Annotated in this window: 16 protein-coding genes, 1 pseudogene and 1 CRISPR repeat array; of the genes and pseudogenes, 13 read left to right on the top strand and 4 right to left on the bottom strand. The window is 62.0% G+C overall.

Annotated elements, in window-relative coordinates:
* Positions 1-246: 246 nt before the first annotated feature.
* From G486_RS0121095 to G486_RS0121105, 3 genes are all read right to left on the bottom strand, one after another.
* Entirely contained in the window at positions 247-1,515 is a 1,269-nt protein-coding gene (locus G486_RS0121095; RefSeq protein WP_051303722.1) for a serine hydrolase domain-containing protein, read from the bottom strand.
* A gap of 141 nt (positions 1,516-1,656) precedes the next feature.
* On the bottom strand, positions 1,657-2,472 hold the full coding sequence (locus tag G486_RS0121100; protein ID WP_027017309.1) for a crotonase/enoyl-CoA hydratase family protein: 816 nt from the start codon (positions 2,470-2,472) through the stop codon (positions 1,657-1,659).
* Positions 2,473-2,546: 74 nt separating this feature from the next.
* Positions 2,547-3,395: a 3-hydroxybutyryl-CoA dehydrogenase gene (locus tag G486_RS0121105; protein ID WP_027017310.1), complete on the bottom strand. Its 849-nt coding sequence runs from the start codon at positions 3,393-3,395 to the stop codon at positions 2,547-2,549.
* 126 nt (positions 3,396-3,521) lie between these two features.
* On the opposite strand from G486_RS0121105, the gene G486_RS0121110 reads away from it, so the two are divergent.
* Entirely contained in the window at positions 3,522-5,117 is a 1,596-nt protein-coding gene (locus G486_RS0121110; RefSeq protein ID WP_027017311.1) for a GMC family oxidoreductase, read from the top strand.
* Positions 5,118-5,140: 23 nt separating this feature from the next.
* On the opposite strand, the gene G486_RS0121115 is transcribed toward G486_RS0121110, so the two are convergent.
* Positions 5,141-6,640, bottom strand: a complete 1,500-nt coding sequence (locus G486_RS0121115; RefSeq protein WP_027017312.1) for an AMP nucleosidase — start codon at positions 6,638-6,640, stop codon at positions 5,141-5,143.
* Positions 6,641-6,778: 138 nt separating this feature from the next.
* On the opposite strand from G486_RS0121115, the gene dbpA reads away from it, so the two are divergent.
* The 12 genes and pseudogenes from dbpA to cas6f all read left to right on the top strand — a co-directional run bounded on the left by dbpA (position 6,779) and on the right by cas6f (position 21,317).
* A complete protein-coding gene (gene dbpA, locus G486_RS0121120; protein ID WP_027017313.1) occupies positions 6,779-8,176 on the top strand; it encodes an ATP-dependent RNA helicase DbpA in 1,398 nt (465 codons plus the stop codon).
* An 88-nt stretch (positions 8,177-8,264) separates the two neighbouring features.
* On the top strand, positions 8,265-9,242 hold the full coding sequence (locus G486_RS0121125) for a cation diffusion facilitator family transporter (protein WP_027017314.1): 978 nt from the start codon (positions 8,265-8,267) through the stop codon (positions 9,240-9,242).
* A complete protein-coding gene (dtd, locus tag G486_RS0121130; RefSeq protein WP_027017315.1) occupies positions 9,239-9,694 on the top strand; it encodes a D-aminoacyl-tRNA deacylase in 456 nt (151 codons plus the stop codon). The genes G486_RS0121125 and dtd overlap by 4 nt, the downstream gene beginning before the upstream one ends.
* Positions 9,695-9,806: 112 nt before the next feature.
* Positions 9,807-9,971: pseudogene (locus G486_RS24690) on the top strand (cupin domain-containing protein); the annotation flags it as partial.
* A 69-nt stretch (positions 9,972-10,040) separates the two neighbouring features.
* Positions 10,041-11,204: an acyl-CoA dehydrogenase family protein gene (locus tag G486_RS0121140; protein ID WP_027017316.1), complete on the top strand. Its 1,164-nt coding sequence runs from the start codon at positions 10,041-10,043 to the stop codon at positions 11,202-11,204.
* An 80-nt stretch (positions 11,205-11,284) separates the two neighbouring features.
* Positions 11,285-12,211: a LysR family transcriptional regulator gene (locus G486_RS0121145; RefSeq protein ID WP_156920124.1), complete on the top strand. Its 927-nt coding sequence runs from the start codon at positions 11,285-11,287 to the stop codon at positions 12,209-12,211.
* 69 nt (positions 12,212-12,280) lie between these two features.
* A complete protein-coding gene (gene cas1f / locus G486_RS0121150) occupies positions 12,281-13,270 on the top strand; it encodes a type I-F CRISPR-associated endonuclease Cas1f (protein WP_027017318.1) in 990 nt (329 codons plus the stop codon).
* The gene (gene cas3f, locus G486_RS0121155; protein ID WP_027017319.1) at positions 13,267-16,830 is read left to right on the top strand and encodes a type I-F CRISPR-associated helicase Cas3f; all 3,564 of its coding nucleotides are present in this window, start codon (positions 13,267-13,269) and stop codon (positions 16,828-16,830) included. The genes cas1f and cas3f overlap by 4 nt, the downstream gene beginning before the upstream one ends.
* A 418-nt stretch (positions 16,831-17,248) precedes the next feature.
* Complete coding sequence (gene csy1, locus G486_RS23050; RefSeq protein WP_342667357.1) at positions 17,249-18,595, top strand: type I-F CRISPR-associated protein Csy1; 1,347 nt, start codon at positions 17,249-17,251, stop codon at positions 18,593-18,595.
* On the top strand, positions 18,592-19,650 hold the full coding sequence (gene csy2, locus G486_RS23055; protein WP_034388758.1) for a type I-F CRISPR-associated protein Csy2: 1,059 nt from the start codon (positions 18,592-18,594) through the stop codon (positions 19,648-19,650). The genes csy1 and csy2 overlap by 4 nt, the downstream gene beginning before the upstream one ends.
* A gap of 65 nt (positions 19,651-19,715) precedes the next feature.
* Complete coding sequence (gene csy3, locus G486_RS0121170) at positions 19,716-20,732, top strand: type I-F CRISPR-associated protein Csy3 (RefSeq protein ID WP_027017320.1); 1,017 nt, start codon at positions 19,716-19,718, stop codon at positions 20,730-20,732.
* Between the two features lie 18 nt (positions 20,733-20,750).
* Positions 20,751-21,317: a type I-F CRISPR-associated endoribonuclease Cas6/Csy4 gene (gene cas6f / locus G486_RS0121175; RefSeq protein ID WP_027017321.1), complete on the top strand. Its 567-nt coding sequence runs from the start codon at positions 20,751-20,753 to the stop codon at positions 21,315-21,317.
* A gap of 129 nt (positions 21,318-21,446) precedes the next feature.
* Positions 21,447-22,975: direct repeats of the CRISPR family, unit length 28 nt; unit sequence GTTCGCTGCCGCATAGGCAGCTCAGAAA.
* Positions 22,976-22,978 lie beyond the last annotated feature (3 nt).

Below are 22,978 nucleotides of genomic sequence, written 5' to 3' on the forward strand. Positions count from 1 at the left end.
TGAGTTTGAGTCGATGGGCCGCAGCTTGCACCGAGGTGCAAGCAAGGGCCAGTGCGAAGAAATCGCCCGATTTCGCTCCAACCCTTCGGGCCAGTGCCTTTGCGGGCGGTCTACAGCGTTGCGAATCCTCGCAATAGCACAGCTATTGCTGCGGTGTCGCGCCTCGTATCCCATCCCGCAAAGACACTGGCGCGCCGCGAGGAGATCGTAAACACGCTCTTAGAACCCGCTTTTCGGGTCGCTCTATTACTTGCGCATCAGGGTCTCGGCCACGGCCTGGTAGGCGGGCAGGCTCAGGGGGTCTATGGCCGCATTCGCGGCCACGGGATGGGCTGCGTAGCGGACGATGACCATCTCTGCCTTGGGATCGATGTAAATCGTCTGGCCATGGATGCCGCGCGCCGAATAGGCGCCATGGGCATTGTGCGACACCCACCACATGTTGCGGTAGGACCAGCCGGGCAGGGTGGCATAGCCGGCCTTGGCAAACTTGGCGGGATCTCCGCCTGTGCGTATGTCGTCGATTACGGCGCGGGGCAGCACCTGCTGGCCGTTGGCTTGCCCGTTGTTGCGCATCATCTCGCCAAAGCGTGCGAGGTCGCGCAGACTGGTGTTGAGGCCGCCACCGCCCGACTCTGTGCCTGTGCGGTCCACCATGAAGAAGGCATCCTGCTCGGCGCCAAGATGGCTCCAGATGCGCTCGGACAGAAGCTGGGCCAGGGACTGGCCGCTGACACGGCGCAGTATCCAGGCCAGGACTTCGGAGTTCACGGTCTTGTAGGCAAAGGCCTGATCGTGCGGCCCCTCTTTCTGCAGTGTCTGCAGGAACTCGTAGAAGGACTTGGGCCCTGCATAGTCGCGGCCCTGAGGGATCATGCCTCCGGCGCGCGCATAGTCCCAGATCTCGGCCTTGGGGTCGGCATAGGCTTCGGAATAGCGCACGCCAATCGTCATGTCCATGACCTGGCGCACCGTGGCATCCGCATAGGCCGTGTCCTTGAGCTCGGGCAGGTACCGGGTGACGGCTGCCTCGGGGTCGAGCTTGCCTTCATGCGCGAGCAGGGCTGCCAGCGTTCCCACGAAGGACTTGGTCACCGACATGGCGATGTGAGGGCGCTCGGGCTTGAGCTCTCCGAAGTATTTCTCGTAGACCACCTTGCCCTGGTGGAGCACGAGAATGCCGTCGGTGTAATTGCGCGCCAGCGATTCGCCAAAGCTCAGCTCCTCGCCCGAGCCCAGGGCCTTGAAGCGAACGCCATCCAGATCACGCAGGGCCTGGGGCAGGGCGACCGGGTTGCCGGGGCCGCGCCAGACATTGGCCGTGGGCACCAGCTCCCGTATATGGGAGAAGGTCCAGCGTGAGCGCGGATACGCGTTGCCCACCGGGTTGTCGAAGGTGATGAGCTTGTCCGGTGCAGGCGGAAAGCCCTGCATCCAGCCCATGGCCTGAACCGTGGTGGCCGCCGGGTCGGGCAGGCTGGGTTGGGGCGTTTGTTGGGCGTGAGCTGAAACCATGACGCCACAGCTTGCCAGAAGGGCCAGGTAGCGGCCTGTGAAAAAAGCACGCATAAACAGTGGGCCTTATGTAGTTGAGAGAGCCGCAATCCGGAGACTGCGGGCGGGGGCGGTAAATTCAGTGCGGAAGGTGAGGGCGGCCTATCTGCCAGTGAATTGCGCAGGGCGTTTTTCCACGAAGGAGCGCACGCCTTCAGCCGCGTCCTCGCTGTTCGCCAGGCGCTGCTGTACGGGAATGAAGTCGGCCACGGCGGCGGCCTGGCCCAGCTCGATGGCCTTGAGCACATTGAGCCGTGTGGCCACCACGGCCTGTGGGGCCTGCTGCGAGATGCGCTCGGCAATGCGCATGGCCTCGGCCAGTTCCTGGCCTGCGGGCAGGACTTTCTGCACAAAGTTGAGCCGCAGGGCTTCGGCGCTGTCGAACTCGTCGCCCGTGAGCAGGTGCAGCATGGCATTGCCCACGCCTGCGCGCTCGGCCATGCGCAGCGTGGCGCCGCCCGTGGGCATGATGCAGCGCTGCACTTCCATCTGTGCAAAGCGGCAGTTGTCGGCCGCGATCACGATGTCGGCGCCCAGCATCAGCTCTATGCCTACGGTAAAACAAATGCCCTTGACGGCTGCGACCATGGGCTTGGCGCGTCGCCGGTAGCCGGTCAGGCCGTAGTCATGGGGCTCGACCAGGCCCGAGGGAATGGCCTTCTTGCCGGTACGCAGAAACTCGGCCATCACGGGCAGGTCCAGTCCGGCCGTGAAGTGCTCGCCAAATGCGTGCAGCAGGCCTACACGCAGTTCGGGGTCGTCGTCCAGGCGGGTATAGGCCTGGGCCAGTTGCTCGAACATGGGCGGCGTCCAGCCGTTGCGCTTGGCCGGGCGGTTGATGCCAATGAGCAGAACATGGCCACGCACCTCGCAGCTGATGCAGCCTTCGGGTGGTGGCGTAGGGGTATTGATTTGCATGACGGTCTCCTGCGCAGACCTTAGACCAGCACTTCGAGGAAGGCAGTCGCGCACAGGACCGCGCGAGACTCGAATCAGTAGGTGTAAACACCTGCGCCGCTCTTGCGGCCCAGGCGGCCGGCGGCCACCATTTCCTTGAGCAGCGGGCAGGGGCGGTATTTGCTGTCGCCGAACTCCTTGAGGTAGACCTCCATTACGGCCAGGCATACGTCCAGGCCGATCATGTCGGCCAGGGCCAGGGGACCTATGGGCTGGTTGCAGCCCAGCTTCATGCCGGCGTCTATGTCCTCGGCCGAGGCCAGGCCCTCGGCAAGCACGAAGAAGGCTTCGTTGATCATGGGCACGAGAATGCGGTTGACCACAAAGCCCGGTGCGTTCTTGACGATGATGGGTGTCTTGCCCAGGCGCTCGGCCAGGGCCTTGACCGCATCGCGCGTGGCGTCCGAGGTTTGCAGGCCGACGATGATCTCCACCAGCGCCATCATGGGCACGGGATTGAAGAAGTGCATGCCAATGAAGCGGTCGGCGCGGCCCGTGACGGCGGCCAGCTGGGTGATGGAGATCGACGAGGTGTTGGTGGCAACGATCACATCGGAGCCCAGCATTTCGTCGAGCTGCTTGAGGATCTTGATCTTGATTTCCTGGTTTTCGGTCGCGGCCTCGATGACCAGGTTGGCGGACTTGAGTTCGTCATAGCTGGTGGAGACCTGGATGCGGCCCAGGGCGGCCGTCTTGTCGGCCTCGGTCAGCTTCTCTTTCTTGATCAACCTGTCCAGGCTGGCAGCCACGGTGGCCAGGCCTTTTTGCACAGCGGCTTCGGAGATGTCCACCATGACCACATTGATGCCGGAAACCGCGCAAGCCTGCGCTATGCCGTTGCCCATGGTGCCAGCGCCAACGATGCCTACGGTTTGAATTGCCATGATTACCAATCTCCTGTACAGGTTAAATAGCGTCGATGGTAGCTGCAAATACCATGTCTACCGGGTTTGCTCTGGCTTGGCGCGCTGCCTGGGCGACTGTTGCAATCGAGGCATCAGGAGATGCAAATGCATGATTACATTGTGATCGGAGCAGGATCGGCGGGCTCGGTGCTGGCCGCGCGGCTCAGCGAGGATGCTGGCACGCAGGTGGCCTTGATCGAGGCAGGTGGTGAGGACAAAAGCCTCTTCATCCATCTGCCGGCAGGCCTGGCCGTTCTTGCCAAGCTGGGCTTGCATGCCTGGGGGCAGGCTACCGAGCCCCAACCAGGCCTGGGCGGGCGGCGTGGGCATCAGCCGCGCGGCAAGGGGCTCGGGGGATCGAGTGCCATCAACGCCATGATTTATGTGCGCGGCCAGCAGGCCGACTATGAGGGCTGGGCGGCTCAGGGCAATCCGGGCTGGGACTGGAACAGTGTGCTGCCCTATTTTTTGCGGGCCGAGAACAACGAGCGCGGGGCCGATGCCTGGCATGGGGTTGGCGGCCCGCTCAACGTGGCCGATCTGCGTGCCCCGAACCCCTTGTCCCGTGCCTTTGTGCGTGCCTGCATCCAGGCTGGCTACGAGGAAAACCGAGACTTCAACGGAGCAAGTCAGGAGGGTGTGGGTCTGTACCAGGTGACTCAGCGCCAGGGCGAGCGTCACCATGTGGCCAAGGCCTATCTGCAGCCCCATCGCATGCGTCCCAATCTGCGTGTGGAAACCGGTGCCCGCGTGCAGCGCATTCTGTTCGAGGGCCGGCGTGCCGTGGGTGTGGAGTACCGACAAAACGGCTCCCTGCACCAGATGCGCTGCCGCCGCGAGGTCCTGCTGTGCGGCGGAGCCTTTTTATCGCCCCAGGTGCTCATGCTTTCGGGCGTAGGGCCGGGCGAGCATTTGCGTGCCCATGGGATCAAGGTGTTGCACGACTTGCCGGGTGTGGGCGCGCATTTGCAGGACCATCCCGACGCCATTCTCGTGGCCGAAGGGGAAAAGTTCACGGACAGCTTTGGCATCTCGCTGGGTGGGGGCCGCAGGCTTTGGGGCGCGGCGCGCGAGTGGCGTAATCAGCGTGCCGGCATGCTGACTTCCAACTTTGCCGAAGCAGGCGGCTTCATACGCAGCAGTGTTGAAGAAAATGCGCCGGATCTGCAACTGCATATGGTGGCTGGCAAGCTGGTCGACCATGGGCGCAAGACACTTTGGGGCCATGGATATTCCGTGCATGTCTGCGTGCTCAGGCCCAAAAGCCGTGGCAGTGTGCGCCTGGCCAGTGCCGACCCCATGGCCCTGCCTCTTGTGGACCCGGGCTTTTACTCGGACCCCGACGATATGCAGCGCATGGTGCGGGGCGTGCACTGTCTGCGCTCCATCATGGCGCAGCCAGCCCTGGCCGAATATGGTGGGCAGGAGATGGCCCTGTCCGCCCATGCGCGCAGCGATGCGCAGATCGAGCACTTCATTCGCCAGAACTCGGACACCATCTACCACCCCGTAGGTAGCTGCCGCATGGGGCCGGGCCCCATGGATGTGGTCGATGCCCAGCTGTGCGTGCATGGGCTGCAAGGCCTGCGTGTGGTCGATGCCTCCATCATGCCCAGCTTGATCAGCGGCAACACCAACGCGCCCACAGTCATGATTGCGGAGAAGGCCGTGGATTTGATCCGGGTGGCTGAAGCGGCGTGAGGTGACGCCCAGGGCGCGTCCTGTTACTGGAACGCCACCTCGGCAAAGCTGCGCAGCTTGCGGCTGTGCAGGCGCTGGCTGCCGCCTTCACGCAGTATGTCGATGGCGCGCATGCCGATGCGCAAATGCTGGTCCACGCGTTCGCGGTAGAAGTGGTTGGCCATGCCTGGCAGCTTGATCTCGCCATGCAAAGGCTTGTCGCTCACGCACAGCAAGGTGCCATAGGGCACACGAAAGCGAAAGCCATTAGCCGCAATGGTGGCGCTCTCCATGTCCAGGGCCACGGCCCGGCTCTGGCTGAAGCGGCGCTGGGGCAGGTTGTCTGGCAGCAACTCCCAGTTGCGGTTGTCGGTGCTGGCCACGGTGCCGGTGCGCATGATGCGCTTGAGGTCGGTGCCGTCCATCTGCGTGACATCGGCCACGGCCTGCTGCAGGGCGACCTGGATCTCGGCCAGAGCAGGGATGGGAACCCACAGCGGCAGCTCCTCGTCCAGCACATGGTCTTCACGCACATAGGCGTGGGCCAGCACATAGTCGCCCAATTGCTGGCTGTTGCGCAGGCCTGCGCAGTGGCCCAGCATCATCCACGCATGGGGGCGCAGCACGGCGATATGGTCGGTAATCGTCTTGGCATTGGCTGGCCCTACGCCTATGTTGACCATGGTGATGCCGCTCTGGTCGGCACGCACCAGGTGGTAGGCGGGCATTTGCGGCAGGCGCGGCGGAGGGCTGCCCAGATCGTCACCATCCTCTGCCGAGAGGCCCGTGCGGCGCGTGACCACGTTGCCAGGCTCGATGAAGGCGATGTATTCGCTGTCTGGCTTGGCCATCTCGGCATGGCCCAGGCGGATGAATTCATCGATGTAGAACTGGTAGTTGGTGAACAGCACAAAGTTCTGGAACCATTCGGGCTGGGTACCCGTGTAGTGGCGCAGGCGGTGCAGCGAATAGTCCACGCGCGGCGCCGTGAACAGGGACAGCGGCAAGGCCTCGCCGGGCTGCTGGCGCCAGGTGCCGTTGGCTATGCCGTCGTCCATGGCTTCCAGGTCAGGCAGGTCGAACACGTCACGCATCAGTGTGCGCCGTTCGCGCGACAGCGATCCCTCTATATGGTCGTTTTCGGCGAACGAGAAGTGAATCGGTATCGGCTTGTCGCTCAGACCGACCTCCAGCGGTACGCCATGGCTGCTGATCAGCAGGCGGAACTGCTCCTCGTAGTAGCTGGCGAACAGGTCGGGCCGGGTCAGTGTGGCTTCGTGCGTGCCAGGGCCTTCGACAAAGCCGTAGGCCAGCGGCGTATCGGCGCGTGCTACGGTGCTGGTATGGATGCGCACAAAGGGGTAGTAGGCATGCACTGCGCCGCCATTCGGCGTCTCTCCGGCTACAAAGCGCTGCATGGCTGAGCGCAAATGCTCGATCTGCTCGCGGTACAGCTGCTGAACATGGGCCAGCGCGCTTTGCGGGCAGGTGTGCGAAGTGGTGCCGGCCGGATTGGCCTGCGAGGGGGGATGAGGCAAAACCATGCAATATTGTCGCTGAGATGTGGATCCTCCTGAGCGGCCGAGCCGCTTCCCCGGGGTACAGCCGCTGCTGCGGCGATTCGTGAGACGGCTTGCTGTTGAAGCGGCATAGGCTTTGATTGCCCTGGATAATCTCCTTCCATGAATTCAAGCGCTTCCACTCCCGGTCAGAACTTTGCAGGTCTGGGCCTGTCGCCCTCCATGCAGGCCAATCTTCAGCAACTGGGTTATACGCAGATGACGGCCATACAGGCGGCCAGTCTGCCTCTGGCCTTGCGCGGCCAGGACTTGATTGCCCAGGCCAGCACGGGCAGTGGCAAGACCGCAGCCTTTGGCCTGGCGCTGCTGAGCCGGCTCAATCCACGCTGGTTCGCCGTGCAGTCCCTGGTGCTATGCCCCACGCGTGAGCTGGCCGATCAGGTGGCCGTGGAGATCCGCCGCCTGGCCCGCGCGCACGACAACATCAAGGTGGTCACGGTCTATGGCGGCGTGCCTTCGCGCGGCCAGATCGCCAGTCTGGAAAATGGCGCTCATATCGTGGTCGGCACGCCAGGGCGCGTCATGGACCTGATGGAGCGTCAGGCGCTGGACCTGGCTGCGGTCAACACCCTGGTGCTGGACGAGGCCGACCGCATGCTGGACATGGGCTTCATGGCCGATATGGAAACCGTGATCCGCCAATGTCCGAAAGAGCGCCAGACCCTGCTTTTCTCGGCCACCTACCCCGAGGGGATCGGTCAGTTGGCTCAGCGCTTCATGCGCGATCCGCAGCGCGTGACGGTCAAGGCCCAGCACGACACGCACAAGATAGAGCAGCGCTGGTATGAAGTCACGGAAGACCAGCGCCTGGACACGGTGTCCCAATTGCTGCTGCATTTCCGCCCCCAATCCTCGATTGCGTTTTGCAATACCAAGCAGCAATGCCGTGACCTGGTCGCGGTTTTGCAGGCCCAGGGCTTCAGCGCTCTGGCCTTGTTCGGCGAGCTTGAGCAGCGCGAACGCGACGAGGTGCTGGTGCAGTTCGCGAACGGCAGCTGCTCGGTGCTCGTGGCCACGGATGTGGCGGCGCGCGGGCTGGACATCAGCAGCCTGGCTGCGGTGATCAATGTGGAGGTGACGCCCGATCCTGAAATCCATGTGCATCGCATAGGCCGAACGGGTCGGGGCGATGCCACGGGGCTTGCGCTGAGCCTGGCAAGTCTTGATGAAATGGGCCTGGTCGGCAGGATCGAGCAAATGCAGGGGCGGGAGTCCGAATGGCAGCCACTGGCCGAACTCAAGGCGCAAAGCGAGGAGCCACTGCGCCCTGCGATGGCCACCATACAAATCATTGGCGGGCGCAAGGAAAAAATTCGCGCCGGCGATGTGATGGGAGCCATGTGCGCGGACTTTGGCTATGCGCGCGAGCAGATTGGCAAGATCAGCGTCAACGACTATTCGACCTATGTGGCCGTGGAGCGCGGCATTGCCGAGCAGGCGGTGGCGCGCATGAATCAGGGCCGTATCAAGGGCAAGAGCGTCAAGGCAAGAATTCTGTGAAAGCATGCTGGAGCTGCTCTGCAAAGCGCGCCATTGAATAGCCGAGCCTGCCTGACCAAGGCTTGATCTGAATGATCTGAACCCGCCCATGCCCGCTTTGACTCCATCCCTTACCGAGACCCAGGTCCCCGCCTGGATGGCTCCGCAAAAGCTGCTGCGCCTGTCCATCGTGGTGGCACTGCTGACCATTGTGCTCAAGACCCTGGCCTGGTGGCTCACGGGCTCGGTGGGGCTGCTGTCCGATGCGCTGGAAGCATTCGTCAATCTGGCAGGCGCAGTTTTTGCGCTGACCATGGTCACCGTGGCCAAGATGCCTGCCGATACCGGCCATCCCTATGGTCACTACAAGGCCGAGTACTTCTCTGCAGGCTTCGAGGGCATTCTCATCATTGGAGCCAGCCTGGCCATCGCCTGGGCTGCAGCCTCGCGGCTATGGAGTCCCCAGCCGCTGGAGCAGCTGGGCTGGGGCCTGCTGCTGTCACTGCTGAGCACGGCCCTGAATGGTGGCCTGGCCCTGCTCATGCTGCGCTCGGCACGCGCCCACCGCTCCATGGCCTTGGCGGGCGATGCCAGGCATTTGCTGGCCGATGTCTGGACTTCGGCGGGCGTGGTCGCAGGTCTGATCGCGGCGGCACTCACGGGCTGGCTCTGGCTGGATGCGGCCGTGGCTCTGGCCGTGGCCGTGCATATCTTCTGGCAGGGCTTGCAACTGGTCTGGCAATCGGCCCAGGGTCTGATGGACCAGGCGCTGGATGCTCCTCAAAGACTCAGGATCGACAGCATCCTCAGCGACTTTGCACGGCGCGAGCCCGGTGTGGTGTTCGACAACATTTCCAGCCGGCAGGCCGGCGAGCGCAGCTTTGCCGATCTGCACATGCATGTGCCCGGCGAATGGAGCGTGAGCCGCGCGGCCAGGCTGCGCACCGCGCTGGAAGGCGAGCTGCTTCAGGCCATTCCCGGTCTTTATGCCCGTATCGAGTTGCTGCCCCTGGGCATGGCGACAGCCATAGAGGCTGCCCAACTGGCCGATGCGGCCGACATCACTTCTTCCCGGCAATCCACATGATGAGTATCTTGCAACGCGTGCGTGAGGCGCGCGTGGAAATCGACGGCCAGACCGTAGGCCGCATAGGCTCTGGCTTGCTGGCCCTGGTTTGCGCCGAGCGTGCAGACACGGAGGCCGAAGCCGACAAGCTGCTGGCCAAGCTGCTCAAGCTGCGCATTTTTTCTGATGAGGCGGGCAAGATGAACCGCAGCCTCCAGGACACCGCAGGCGGCCTGCTCATCGTGAGCCAGTTCACGCTGGCAGCTGACTGCAGCGGCGGTAACCGTCCCAGTTTCACGCGTGCGGCAGCACCTGCGGATGGCGAGCGCCTGTACGACTACCTGGTGGAGCGTGCCCGGGCCTTGCACCCCGATGTGGCTACAGGCCGCTTCGCTGCCGACATGCAGGTGCAGCTGATCAACGACGGGCCGGTGACCATACCCTTGCATATTGCGCCTGTGCTCAGGGCCTGAGCCAGACCGTTGAATGATTCGGAAAATGAATTATTCAGCGACTAAAAGCAATTGGACTTGAATGCTTGATCCGTCCAGCATGTGGTGAATGTCAGGTACATGGCGTTACTTCAATGTGGGGGCGAAGCACATGGAGATGCGCTGGAAAAAGGAGGCTGCACCTTGCCCCATGCCCACCCTGGCATAGAACAGGCCTGCTACCTGCTTTTTTCCAGCAGACAGCATGCATGTGTTCCGTGCAACCAGCGATACGCCAATCCGGCTGCTGGTGATCTAGCCCCCTATGGAGAACCCCCGCGCTGGTGTGGCGTTGAACCAAGGCATTGAATTGGAAAGAGAGTGAGATATGGACTTTCTCTGGAGCCCTGAGCAAGAACAGATTCGCCAAGCCATCGAACGTGTTTGCGCACCGTTTGATGCCGACTACTGGCTGGAGCGTGACCGCGAGGGTGGCTTCCCCCATGCCTTTCACCAAGCCTTGGCAGAGGCCGGCTGGCTGGGCATTGCCATGCCGGAAGCTTTCGGCGGAGCTGGTCTGGGCATTGGCGAAGCCGCGCTGATGATGCACACCATCGCAGCTACGGGGGCGGGGTTGTCGGGGGCGTCGGCCGTACATATGAACATCTTTGGCTTGCACCCGGTGGTGGTGTTTGGCTCACAGGAGCAAAAGCAGCGCTGGCTGCCGCCGTTGATTGCCGGTAAGGATCAGGCCTGTTTTGGTGTCACCGAGCCCGATGCCGGGCTCAACACCCTGAAGCTCAAAACTCGCGCCGTGCGCGATGGGGGTCACTATGTGGTGCATGGTCAAAAGGTCTGGATTTCCACCGCGCAAGTGGCCAATAAAATCCTGCTGCTGGCGCGCACCAAAGCTGTGGAGGAATCCAGCGGTACAGAAGGGCTGAGCCTGTTTTATACCGATCTGGATCGCAGTACCGTGGAGGTACGCGAGATCGACAAGCTAGGGCGCAAATGTGTGGATTCCAACCAAGTGTTCATCGACGGGCTGCGCATTCCGGTGGAGGACAGGGTGGGGGAGGAAGATAAAGGCTTCTCCTACATCCTGCACGGCTTGAATCCAGAGCGGATCTTGATAGCTGCAGAAGCCGTTGGCCTGGGCCGCGCGGCGCTCGCGCGGGCCACGCAATATGCCAAGGAGCGCGTGGTTTTTGAGAGGCCCATAGGCATGAATCAGGGCATTCAACACCCTCTGGCCCAGGCCTGGATGGGGCTTGAGGCCGCACACTTAATGGTGCAGAAAGCCGCATTTCTCTATGACAAGGGCCTGCCCTGCGCAGCCGAGGCGAATGCCGCCAAATTCCTGGCGGCCGAGGCCTGCGCCAAGGCCTGCGAGACGGCCATCTTCACGCACGGCGGTATGGGCTATGCCAAGGAATACCATGTGGAGCGCTATATGCGTGAATCGTGGATTCCGCGCCTGGCCCCTGTCAGTCCGCAAATGATTCTGAACTTCATCGCCGAAAAAGTGCTGGGCCTGCCCAGATCGTACTGAGTGCAAGCAGGCCTTGGCGGGTGATCCCTTTGAGAAAGAAGGACTGCAACGAGATGGGGCAGATGCAAGATGCCATCTTGATGAAAACCCATTTGCTTCGTTATTTTGTGGTGCTGGCCGAAGAGTGTCACTTTGGCCGCGCTGCCCAGCGCCTGTGCATCACGCAGCCACCGCTGAGCATGGCCCTCAAGGCGCTGGAAGAATATCTGGGCGTGGTCTTGATGGAGCGCGATGCCAAAAACGTGCGCTTGACGACTGCGGGCGAGGTATTTTTGCATGAGGCGCGCAAGGTCCTTGCCCAGATACAGTATGCCGGCGAAGTCGTGCGCAGCGTTGCGGCAGGGCAGGAGGGGCGGCTGGACATAGGAATTACCGGGTCCATGGTGTACCGCAAGGTGCCGGATTTTTGCCGAGCCTTTCGGGCTGCCCGCCCCAGGGTGGAGCTGTGCCTGCATGAAATGTCCACGCGCGAGCAACTGCAGGCCATTGCCAGCGGGCAGATCCATTGCGGATTCCTCAATATCGGTGAGCCGCCGCAAGGCATGCGTACTTTGTCGATTGGTGCCGAAGCCTTTGTCTGCTGCCTGCCCGCAGACCATGCGCAGGCCGGGGTCGCGCAGATCGATTTGCGCAGCCTGGCCCACGAAAGCTGGGTCATGTTTGCTCGCGAAGTGGCCCCAGCCAATTACGACAATGTGATCACCTGCTTGCAGCAGGCCGGCATACACCCCCAGACACGCCATGCGGCACGTCAGTGGCTGACGGTCATGGCTCTGGTTTCCACAGGTCAGGGTGTGGCTTTAGTGCCGGACTGCATGCGCCATGCGGGCATGAGCGGACTGAGCTTTGCGCCGCTTGCGGGAGTGGATGCCTTGACCCCGGCCGTCATGGCCTGGAAGGCCGAACATGCCAACCCCTTGCTGCAGGCTTTTGCTGAGCTGGTGCAAGAACAAGTGCTTGGCAGCATGAGCGCTTTGGGCCAACGTCAGAAACAAAGCCCAAGTTGAAAATCCAGGATGACCAGGGTTAACCCGAGTCTCTTTGAATTTTGTTACAACCTCCTGCGGGAGGTACTCATGCAGGACATCAAGGCCCAGGATCTGAAGAGCATTCTTCATTCCAAACGCGCCAATATTTACTATCTGGAGCATTGCCGGGTACTGGTCAACGGTGGGCGGGTGGAATACGTCACCGATGCGGGCAAGAAAAGCCTGTACTGGAACATCCCCATCGCCAACACCACCAGCATCTTGCTGGGCACGGGCACTTCGATCACGCAGGCCGCCATGCGCGAGCTGGCCAAGGCCGGCGTGCTCGTCGGCTTTTGCGGAGGTGGCGGCACACCCTTGTTCAGCGCCAACGAGGTCGATGTTGAGGTGGCCTGGCTGACACCGCAAAGCGAATACCGGCCTACGGAATATCTGCAGGCCTGGGTGAAATTCTGGTTTGACGATGATCTTCGCCTGCATGCGGCCAAGGCCTTGCAGGCGGCTCGCTTGCAGCGGCTGCTGTCCGAATGGAATAGCACCTTGCGTGAAGCCGGCTTTGCCGTGGATCTGGAGCGCCTCAAGGCTTTGGTGCAGCAGTTCACGGCGCTGATCGCCCAGGCCCCCGATGTCACGGCCTTGCTCACCGACGAAGCGCGCTTGAGCAAGGCGCTCTACAAACTGGCGGTGGATGCCACGGGTTATGGCGACTTCACCCGTGCCAAGCGCGGCACGGGCACCGATGCGGCGAATCGCTTTCTGGACCATGGCAACTACCTGGCCTATGGCATGGGTGCCACGGCCACCTGGGTGCTGGGTCTGCCCCATGGCCTGGCCGTGCTGCACGGCAAGACGCGGCGCGGCGGCTTGGTGTTTGATGCGGCCGACTTGGTCAAAGACGCGGTCATCCTGCCGCAGGCGTTTTTGTCGGCCATGCGTGGTGATGACGAAGCGCAGTTTCGCCGCGCATGCATAGAAGCGCTCACGCGCAGCGAGTCGCTGGATTTCATCATCGACACGCTCAAAAGCATGGCCATCGATACGGCCCGCATGGCACAAGCGCAGGAACCACGCGCATGAACGTGCTCTTTGTCTCCCAATGCAGCAAGCGTGCGCTGACCGAAACCCGCCGCATTCTCGACCAGTTTGCCGAGCGGCGTGGCGAGCGCACCTGGCAAACACCTATCACCCAGGCCGGGCTGGATACCGTGCGCAAGCTGCTGCGTGCCAGCGCCCGCAAAAACACGGCCGTGGCCTGCCATTGGATTCGTGGGCGCGACCACAGCGAGCTGCTGTGGGTGGTGGGTGATGGCCGCCAGTTCAACGCAGAGGGCGCCGTGCCCACCAACACCACGGCCCGCAATGTGCTGCGCGCCGACGATGAAAACAGCTGGCATCACTTGCCGCTGATCACGGCCCTGACGGCTCTGGCCGCGCTGCTGCACGATTTGGGCAAGTCCACGCAGGCGTTCCAGGATCGCTTGAAAAATCCCGGCCTGCGCGAGCGCAACCACTATCGCCATGAATGGGTGTCGGTGCGTTTGCTGCAGGCCTTTGTGGGGCAGGGCGATGATGCAGATTGGCTGCAGCGCCTGGCAGCTTGTGCAGACCCAGGCAGCGATGAACAAGCCTTTGAGGCGCTGTGGCTGGAACGTGGCAAGGGGCGGCTGCTGTGTGATGGCCTGGACGATGTGGCTTGGAACACGGTACAAAAAAACGCGGCCAATCCCTTTGCGACGCTGCCGCCGTTGGCCCAGGCAGTGGCCTGGCTGGTGCTGACCCACCACCGGTTGCCTTGCAAGCCGGTGCCAAGTCAAGACAGCAGCAGTGCATACGACATCGATGATGGGAGTGAAGGGCAGCGCTGGCGGCGATTTGGCCGCAAGCCATCCTTCATCAACCGGACCGAGCTGCACCATGTGCTGGCCCAGGTCAATGCCGACTGGAATGAGCCGCGCGAAGCATTGCCTGATGCGCAGATCAAGGCTTACTGGGCTTTTCCGCATGGCCTGCCTGTACGCAATCTGGCCTGGCGCAAACAGGCCGCACGCTATGCACGCAAGCTGCTGGAGTTGGTGCCTCGCTACCAGCAAGCGCCGGCACTGCAGGACCCCTTCACCATGCACATGGCCCGCATGTGCTTGATGCTGGCCGACCACCATTACTCGCGCCTGGGCCTGGACAAGGAAGGGCAGCCGGTTGCCGGGCGCAAGCCCTATCTGCAATCCAAGGCATTGTTGACTGCCAACACCACATTTGATGGCCGGGAGCGTCGTGTCATCAACCAGTCGCTGGACGAGCATTTGCTGGGCGTGCAAGCCCACGCCAGTCTGATCACCCATTCACTGCCCACGCTGGCCCGCAGCCTGCCCGCGTTGCAAAACCACAAAGGCCTCAAGAAACGCAGCCGTAACCCCCGTTTTCAGTGGCAGGACAAGGCGGCCGACCTGGCTGCCAGCGTCCGCCACCGTGCTGCGGATCAGGGCGCCTTCATCGTCAACATGGCATCCACCGGCTGTGGCAAGACCCTGGGCAATGCGCGCACCATGAACGCGCTGGCCGATCCACAACTGGGTATGCGCTGCGCCTTTGCCATGGGCCTGCGTACGTTGACGTTGCAAACCGGCCGCGTCTTCCAGAACGACCTGGGGCTGAGCGATGAGCAGCTCGCCATCCAGGTGGGTGGCGCAGCCAGCCGGGCGCTGTTTGCATACTGGGAACGCCAGGCCGAAGCCAGTGGCTCTGCCTCCAGCCAGGGCCTGCTGGATGAAGGCGGACAAGTGCTGTTTGAAGGCAACGACCGCCATCCCTTGCTGGAGCGCTTGAGCGATGACACCAAGGTGCGCAGCCTGATTGCTGCGCCCCTGCTGGTCTGCACCGTAGACCATCTCACCCCTGCAACCGAAAGCTTGCGCGGCGGCCGCCAGATCGCGCCCATGCTGCGCCTGTTGACAGGGGACCTGGTGCTGGACGAGCCCGATGATTTCGATATGGCCGACCTGCCCGCGCTCACGCGCTTGGTGCATTGGGCAGGTTTGTTGGGCAGCCGTGTGCTGCTGTCCTCGGCCACCTTGCCGCCTGCCTTGGTGGAGGGCTTGTTTCTGGCCTATCGTGCGGGCCGCCAGATCTTTCAGAAGCACCGCAGCGAACGACCCGGCGAGCCTGTGAATCTCTGCTGCCTGTGGATCGACGAGTTTCATCAAACTGCCCAGGACTGCGCGGACGCACAGGACTTTGCCCCGGCGCATGAGGCCTTTGTCAAAAAACGCATGGCACAGCTGGCGAAAGCAGACGTGCGAAGACTGGCCCACATCGTCAGCCTGCCGCAGGCCTGGAGTAATGCGGGGATGGACAAAGCACAGCGCCGCAAGGAATGGGCGCAATTCATGCTGCAGCGCGCACGGGGTCTGCATCAGACTTCTCAAAACCATAGCATTGACCCTGCCAGCGGCAAGCGCGTGAGCCTGGGCCTGATCCGCATGGCCAATATCGATCCGTTGTACGACGTGGCCCTGGCCATGTATGCGCATGGCGCGCCGGCCCCCGGCGTTCGCGTGCACCTGTGCGTTTACCACTCGCAGTTTCCGCTGCTGGCGCGCTCGGTGATCGAACAGCAACTGGACACCGTGCTCAACCGGCGTGGTGCGGACGATGGGCCTGACCCGGTGTTCCAGCGGCCTGCGATTCGAGCGTTGATCGATGCCCATCCCGAGCAGGATCAGCTATTCATCGTGCTCGGCTCACCGGTGACGGAGGTGGGTCGGGACTGGAGCGCTGATTGGGCTATATCGGAGCCATCTTCCATGCGCTCGCTGATACAGCTGGCAGGCCGTGTGCGTCGGCATCGCAGTGCAGAGGTGAAGGCCGTCAATGTCGAAGTGCTGGACTGCAATCTGCGTGGGCTGGAACGCCCAAGCAGGGCGGCGTACTGCAAGCCAGGGTTTGAGATGGACGCAGTGCCGCCGGGCAGCACCGATGCCGCAGTGCACTTCCATCTCCAGTCGCACAGCTTGCAAGAGCTGCTGTCGCGCCAGCTCAGGGAATGGGGCGATCCCCAATGGCCCATCGACGCAAGGCCCCGTATTGCCAGGACCCCGGGCAAGCCCAGCCCCAGTCGCAACTGGGTGGATCTGGAGCACGCCCGCATGCGCGACGCCATGCTGCCGCGCGAGGTGGGCAGCCGCACCACTACCTTGGTTGAGCGCGCCGCCTGCCTGGCCTGGCATGAGGGCGACAGCGCCCAGCCCGAGTGCCTGTGGCTGACTGGCGTGCTGCCGCAGTTTCAGCGCTTTAGAGAGGACGCACGCCCCCGCGTGGATGTGGTGCTGCTGCCTGATGAGGACGGGGAAAAGCTGGAGCTGCACCGCGTGGACGATGGAGCGCAGCGCGGCGAGCAGCTCTATGTCTGCATAGACCAGAGTATGAAGGTGCAGGTTTCCGATGCTGTCCTGCGGCCCACATCGCAGCACAGTGTGCAGCCCTGGATACAGCTGGACCTGTTGGAGGCCTTGCGTGCGCTGGCCCAGGAGCTAGGTCTGTCGCTGGAGGTCTGCGCCAAACGCTATGCCACCGCCAGCCTGCCGGATGAGCAGCAAGGGTGGCGGTGGCATGAAACGCTGGGCTTTACCAGGAAAGCCTGAACTGCCTATGCGGCAGCACATTAGAAGCACTGCGGTTTCAGTGTCTTTGCTGAGCTGTCTCTCGACAGAGTTGCGCAGCAGCAGATTCTAGTCTACGATGGCGATCAATGATTTTATCGCTCTGCGATTTCATTGTCTGGTTTATAAATCAAAGGTGTCACGGTGCAGCTGAAACATGCACCGCGACGTGTTCAACACATTGCTGTCGAGGCAAGTAGGAGAAAGGAGGCGCTATGTCGATTAGCCAAATACTCAGAAGAGTCTGATGGTGGATGTCCACCATAACCACTAAATTCCCCTGCTCTGCGCGTAGAACGGGGGAATTCTATCTTTCAATGAATTGGAAAGGTGTATTCCTATGTCTAATGCCCCTGTAACAGGCGGCAAGGCAGGTTGGCGAGCGGAAATTGGGCGGTTCTTGCAAGAGCGATTGCAGGCCAAGCTCGATAAGCTCAAACCTGATGATCCCCAACGTGACGAAGTCATTGCCTCGTTTGCCCGTGCGACTTGGCTCGAAGACGCCGCCCGGCGCGTGCAGCAGATTCAGGCTGTCACCCACTCGCTCAAACCCATTCACCCCGATGCGCGCGGCACCAATCTGTATGTGGATCCTGCGCAGTTGCCCATGCTGGCCGAGCTGGGCAGCCATGCCTTGGGGGCCGGGTTTGCGGGCGATGTGGTGGGCAATGCGGCGGCGCTGGATGTGTACAAGCTGCTCAAGCTGCAAGTCGAGGGGCGTAGCCTGCTTTCCGCCTTGCTGGCAGGCGATGTTGATGCGCTGCAAGCGCTGCACGACGACCCCGAGCAGGCCCAGGTGTGGCGCCAGGCCTTCATCGGCCTGACCCAGCCGCGCGCAGGTGGTCCCAGCAGCCATGGCCGCGCCAAGCAGCTGTACTGGCTCACGGGTGATGACGCCTGCGACGATGCCCAATATGAGCTGCTGGCACCGCTGTACGCGACCTCGCTGGCCCATGCTGTGTACGGCGAGATCCAGGAACACCGCTTTGGCGAGGCCAACAAGGCGGCGCGCATAGCCCGCCGCGATCGCAAGCCGCATGACGGCGTGTTTCACGACTACCCAGGCCTGGCCGTGCAGAAAATGGGCGGGACCAAGCCGCAAAATATTTCTCAGCTCAATAGCGAGCGCGGCGGCGTCAACTATTTGCTGTCCTCGCTGCCGCCCACATGGACCCCCAGCGCCGTGCGCCTTCCGGTGCAAGCTAAGTCGGTGTTTGACCGGTTGTTGATTGCGCGGCCCGAGGTGCGCAGCACGCTCAGGGAGTTGCGGCGGTTTCTTTTGACCGACCCCGCGCCCAATCTGGCCACCCGCGAACGCCGTGAATCCCTGATCGATGCCTTGATCGACGAGCTGGTGTCCCTGGCCGGCGAACTGCAGCAAGTGCTGGCGCCGGGCTGGAGCCGGGATGAGGAGCGCTTTACCCGGTTGGACGACAACGAAAAGCTGTGGCTGGACCCGCTGCGCGCCGAGCTGCCGGGCGAGGCCGACTTTGCCCGGCGCTGGCTGTGGATGGATTGGCCCGCAGAGATAGGCAGGCGCTTTGGACAATGGCTGAAGGAGCAGCTCAAGGGCCAATTGCCCGTGGGCGATGTCGAGGCGCGGGAGTGGAAAAAAGAGCTGCTCACCGACGAGGACGGCTTCAAGCAGCAGCTGCGTGCGCTGCGCGACAGGCTGGATGCGCCGCACTACATTCCGATTCGTAAAACGCATGCGGAGCTGATGGCCGCGAAGGGGGGGCAGCCATGAACCAACCCCAAGCCATTTTGGTGCTGCCGCACTTGCGCGTGCAAAACGCCAATGCCATCTCCAGCCCGCTGACGCATGGCTTTCCCTCCATCACCGCCTTTACCGGGCTGATGTGGGCGCTGCAGCGCAAGCTGGCACAGGCGCAGATCCCGCTCCAACTGCTCAGCGTGGGGGTGGTCTGCCACCACCATCAGGAGCAGGTCAGCCAGGGCTATGTGCGCAGCTTCCATCTGAGTCGCAACCCCGTGGACAAGGACGGCAGCACGGCCGCGATTGTGGAAGAGGGCCGCATGCACCTGCAGGTTTCGCTAGTGTTTTCTGTGGCTGAGCAACTGGCACCCGGCGCGGTCAGCGCTTTGGTCCAAGGTGGCGAAGCGCACATGGAGGACTGGGCCAGGCAGATTGGCGAGCTTGCATCGCAAATGCGTGTGGCGGGCGGCAGTTTGCTGCCATCGCGCCCCGTACCTGGCAAAAAGGTATCTCCTTGGATGGCGTTGGTACCCGAAGATCCCGAGGAATGCGCCAAGGCCTTTCGCCGCTGGCGCCGCCAGTGGCTGCCCGGGTTTGCCTTGGTGGCAAGGGACGGCTTGCTGGCAGAGCGTCTGGCACATCTACGCAAAAGCCATCCAGATGCCAGCCTGCTCGATGCCTGGTTGCATGCAGCCCGCTTCAACCATGAGCCTGTCCAGAACGACAAGCCACCAACCGATGGCAAGGTGCAATGGCGCGACCCCTTGCGCCTCAAAGGCAGTGGCTGGACCGTGCCCATTCCCGTGGGCTATGCCGCGCTGTCGCCCCGCCACGCAGCTGGCGCTGTAGCCAATGCGCGTGACATGGCCACGCCGCTGCGCTTTGTGGAATCGGTCTACTCGCTGGGCGAGTGGGTCAGTCCGCACCGGTTGAGCAGTCTGCAGCAATTGCTGTGGCATGCCGAGGCCGATGAGGCCCAGGGCCTGTACCGCTGCCGCAATGCCTACCAGCCGCCATCCAAGCCGCAGACCGATGCCGCAGAGAGCGGGGAGTGGGTGGAAGAGGATGACTATGTCGACGACTAGCACTCTCACCGTGACAGCCCACTTGATCCACACCGTTTCAACGAATTGCTAAAGGATTTCTCACCATGTCGAACAATCTGAAAACTGCCTCCGTCCTCGCCTTTGAACGCAAGCTCGACCCTTCCGACGCTATTTTCCGCGCTGGCCGTTGGGACGACCAGGCCAATGCCTCCACCTGGGCTGCGGTGAGCCTGCGTGAGAAATCGGTGCGCGGCACTATCAGCAACCGCCTCAAGACCAAGGACCAGGACCCGGCCAAGCTCGATGCCGCCATTGAAAACCCCAATCTGCAAACCGTGGACGTGGCCGCCTTGCCCGCAGATGCCGACACCTTGAAGGTGCAGTTCACGCTGCGCGTGCTGGCGGGCGCAGGCACCCCGTCGGCCTGCAATAGCGCCGACTACCAAGCCAAGCTGCTGCAAACCGTGCAAGCCTATGTGGACCAACATGGCTTTGCCGAGCTGGCCAACCGCTACGCCGCCAACCTGGCCAATGGCCGCTTTCTGTGGCGCAACCGCGTGGGTGCCGAAGAGGTGCTGGTTGAAGTTGCTGTGCTCAAGGATGGCAAACCAGAAAAATCCTGGTCTTTTCATGCGCTAGAGCACAGCCTGCGTGCGCTGGATGCTATGGATAGTGAAGTGAAGGCGCTGGGCGCGGTGATTGCCGAAGGTCTGGCTGGCAAGCGCCATGTGCTGCTGCAGGTCACTGCGTTTGTGCGCGTGGGAGCAGGGCAGGAGGTGTTCCCCTCGCAAGAGTTGATTCTGGACAAGGGTGCCAGCAAAAAGAGTAAGACGCTGTACCACGTGGACAATGTGGCAGCTATTCACTCCCAGAAAATCGGCAATGCCTTGCGCACCATAGACAGCTGGTACGACGGCGCGCAAGACCTGGGCCCCATCGCCGTCGAGCCCTATGGCTCCGTTACCACGCAAGGCAAGGCCTATCGCCAACCCAAGCAAAAGCAGGACTTCTACACCTTGCTGGACGACTGGCTGCTCAAGGACAAGCAGCCTACCGTGGAGCAGCAGCACTTTGTGATGGCCGTTCTCATCCGCGGCGGTGTGTTTGGCGATGCGAGTTAAGGCGGCGGTGAACAAGCCATGACCACGCATTACATCGACATCACACTGCTGCCCGACCCGGAGTTCAGCCACGCCCATTTGCTGGGGGCACTGGTGGCCAAGCTGCACCGGGCGCTGGTGCAACTCAGGGCCGAGGATATAGGTGTGAGCTTCCCCCAGCACAGCCAGCACCCACGCAGCCTGGGCGCGGTGCTGCGCCTGCATGGCAGTGAAGTTGCGCTGCAGGCTTTGATGGCAGAGCCCTGGCTGCAAGGCATGCGCGACCATGTGCAGCTTGCCGATACGGCGGCCGTGCCTGCCGGCGCAAGGCACAGGCAGGTGGTACGGCGTCAGTTCAAGACCAGCGCCGAACGCTTGCGCCGTCGCCGCATGCAGCGCAAGGGTGAAACCTTGGAGCAAGCCCGCGCCGCCATCCCCGACAGCGTGGAGCGCCGCCCCGATCTGCCCTTTGTGCAACTGCGCAGTGCCAGCACGGGCCAGCCGTTTTGCCTGTTCATCGAACACGGGCCGGAGCTGGAACAGACCTGTACCGGCAGCTTTAACAGCTATGGCTTGAGCCTGGGGGCTTCCATCCCCTGGTTTTGACCCTTTTTTTGCGCGCAGCCCAGGCTGTATGTAAATCAAGGACTTGGAGAGCACTCCGGAAATTGGGGTGCTCTCCATTTTTTGGCGCTTGTTCTTTAAAAATCAAAAGCTTGGAGGATTTAGAATCCAGTTCGCTGCCGCATAGGCAGCTCAGAAAGTTTCCAGCAGCCAGGGCGTTCTCAACAGCCCGTTCGCTGCCGCATAGGCAGCTCAGAAACCTGGAAAACGTGGAGCAGATGTTGCAATGGTCGTTCGCTGCCGCATAGGCAGCTCAGAAAATCGCGCCATCAAGTGTCCCGTAGTGGTCCATGTTCGCTGCCGCATAGGCAGCTCAGAAATTGGCGTAATCATCGACAGCACGCGCAGTGATGTTCGCTGCCGCATAGGCAGCTCAGAAATGCAAGCAATTGCGGCCGTGGATGCATCGTTCGTTCGCTGCCGCATAGGCAGCTCAGAAACGCGGCAGCACAGGCCCATGCCCGCGAAGCGCGTTCGCTGCCGCATAGGCAGCTCAGAAATTCAAGAGCCCTGCGGCAAGCGAGCCACGGCCGTTCGCTGCCGCATAGGCAGCTCAGAAAAATCTCGACATTGACCTCTTGAAAATGTTTGGGTTCGCTGCCGCATAGGCAGCTCAGAAAAGCACGCTGCCAGATGATGTAAGGCATGGCTGGTTCGCTGCCGCATAGGCAGCTCAGAAACATCGGGGTAATACAAAAGGCCGTTGGCCCGGGTTCGCTGCCGCATAGGCAGCTCAGAAATTTCCAAGGCGGACGTCAGGCTTTCCCTCTTGGTTCGCTGCCGCATAGGCAGCTCAGAAAAGGCTTTCGCCAGCGATGAAAAGCCCACCGCAGTTCGCTGCCGCATAGGCAGCTCAGAAATCTGGGCGGTGTGGATTTTCTGATCCCGCCGAGTTCGCTGCCGCATAGGCAGCTCAGAAATTGGAGTCGCGCTCAACTTCAACCGGGTTCTTGTTCGCTGCCGCATAGGCAGCTCAGAAATTAACGGACACATCCGAAACGTGCGGATCTACGTTCGCTGCCGCATAGGCAGCTCAGAAACGCGCAGCAGACCTGGCGCCATGGGTCACAGAGTTCGCTGCCGCATAGGCAGCTCAGAAATATGAGGCCATGGACACTCATGGCCGGAGCGTGTTCGCTGCCGCATAGGCAGCTCAGAAATTCGAAAAGGCTGGAATCATGCCCACAGAAGTGTTCGCTGCCGCATAGGCAGCTCAGAAACTATGTAGTCATCGCCCACGCGCTCGTACGTTGTTCGCTGCCGCATAGGCAGCTCAGAAAGTGGCTCAGGAACCCTGTAGCCTCATGTCTCTGTTCGCTGCCGCATAGGCAGCTCAGAAATGGGCGATGACTTCGAGCAAGCCGGTACTGACGTTCGCTGCCGCATAGGCAGCTCAGAAAGGGTGAAGCTGGTCAAGATGCTTCGTGAAAATGTTCGCTGCCGCATAGGCAGCTCAGAAAAACCCGCGAATGCGGTTGATCTCGTTGACCACGTTCGCTGCCGCATAGGCAGCTCAGAAACGAAGGCACCACGAGCACGTTCGCCCACGCATGTTCGCTGCCGCATAGGCAGCTCAGAAAAGGCGATGCAATCCGAGCCTTCCGCGAATACCGTTCGCTGCCGCATAGGCAGCTCAGAAAAGA

It is taken from the genome of Comamonas composti DSM 21721, assembly GCF_000429845.1.
GTDB lineage: Bacteria > Pseudomonadota > Gammaproteobacteria > Burkholderiales > Burkholderiaceae_C > Comamonas > Comamonas composti.

Coding starts and splice junctions, on each gene's coding strand:
- G486_RS0121095 (WP_051303722.1), bottom strand. CDS start 1,515: ATGGTTTCAGCTCACGCCCAACAAACGCCCCAACCCAGCCTGCCCGAC.
- G486_RS0121100 (WP_027017309.1), bottom strand. CDS start 2,472: ATGCAAATCAATACCCCTACGCCACCACCCGAAGGCTGCATCAGCTGC.
- G486_RS0121105 (WP_027017310.1), bottom strand. CDS start 3,395: ATGGCAATTCAAACCGTAGGCATCGTTGGCGCTGGCACCATGGGCAAC.
- G486_RS0121110 (WP_027017311.1), top strand. CDS start 3,522: ATGCATGATTACATTGTGATCGGAGCAGGATCGGCGGGCTCGGTGCTG.
- G486_RS0121115 (WP_027017312.1), bottom strand. CDS start 6,640: ATGGTTTTGCCTCATCCCCCCTCGCAGGCCAATCCGGCCGGCACCACT.
- dbpA (WP_027017313.1), top strand. CDS start 6,779: ATGAATTCAAGCGCTTCCACTCCCGGTCAGAACTTTGCAGGTCTGGGC.
- G486_RS0121125 (WP_027017314.1), top strand. CDS start 8,265: ATGCCCGCTTTGACTCCATCCCTTACCGAGACCCAGGTCCCCGCCTGG.
- dtd (WP_027017315.1), top strand. CDS start 9,239: ATGATGAGTATCTTGCAACGCGTGCGTGAGGCGCGCGTGGAAATCGAC.
- G486_RS0121140 (WP_027017316.1), top strand. CDS start 10,041: ATGGACTTTCTCTGGAGCCCTGAGCAAGAACAGATTCGCCAAGCCATC.
- G486_RS0121145 (WP_156920124.1), top strand. CDS start 11,285: ATGAAAACCCATTTGCTTCGTTATTTTGTGGTGCTGGCCGAAGAGTGT.
- cas1f (WP_027017318.1), top strand. CDS start 12,281: ATGCAGGACATCAAGGCCCAGGATCTGAAGAGCATTCTTCATTCCAAA.
- cas3f (WP_027017319.1), top strand. CDS start 13,267: ATGAACGTGCTCTTTGTCTCCCAATGCAGCAAGCGTGCGCTGACCGAA.
- csy2 (WP_034388758.1), top strand. CDS start 18,592: ATGAACCAACCCCAAGCCATTTTGGTGCTGCCGCACTTGCGCGTGCAA.
- csy3 (WP_027017320.1), top strand. CDS start 19,716: ATGTCGAACAATCTGAAAACTGCCTCCGTCCTCGCCTTTGAACGCAAG.
- cas6f (WP_027017321.1), top strand. CDS start 20,751: ATGACCACGCATTACATCGACATCACACTGCTGCCCGACCCGGAGTTC.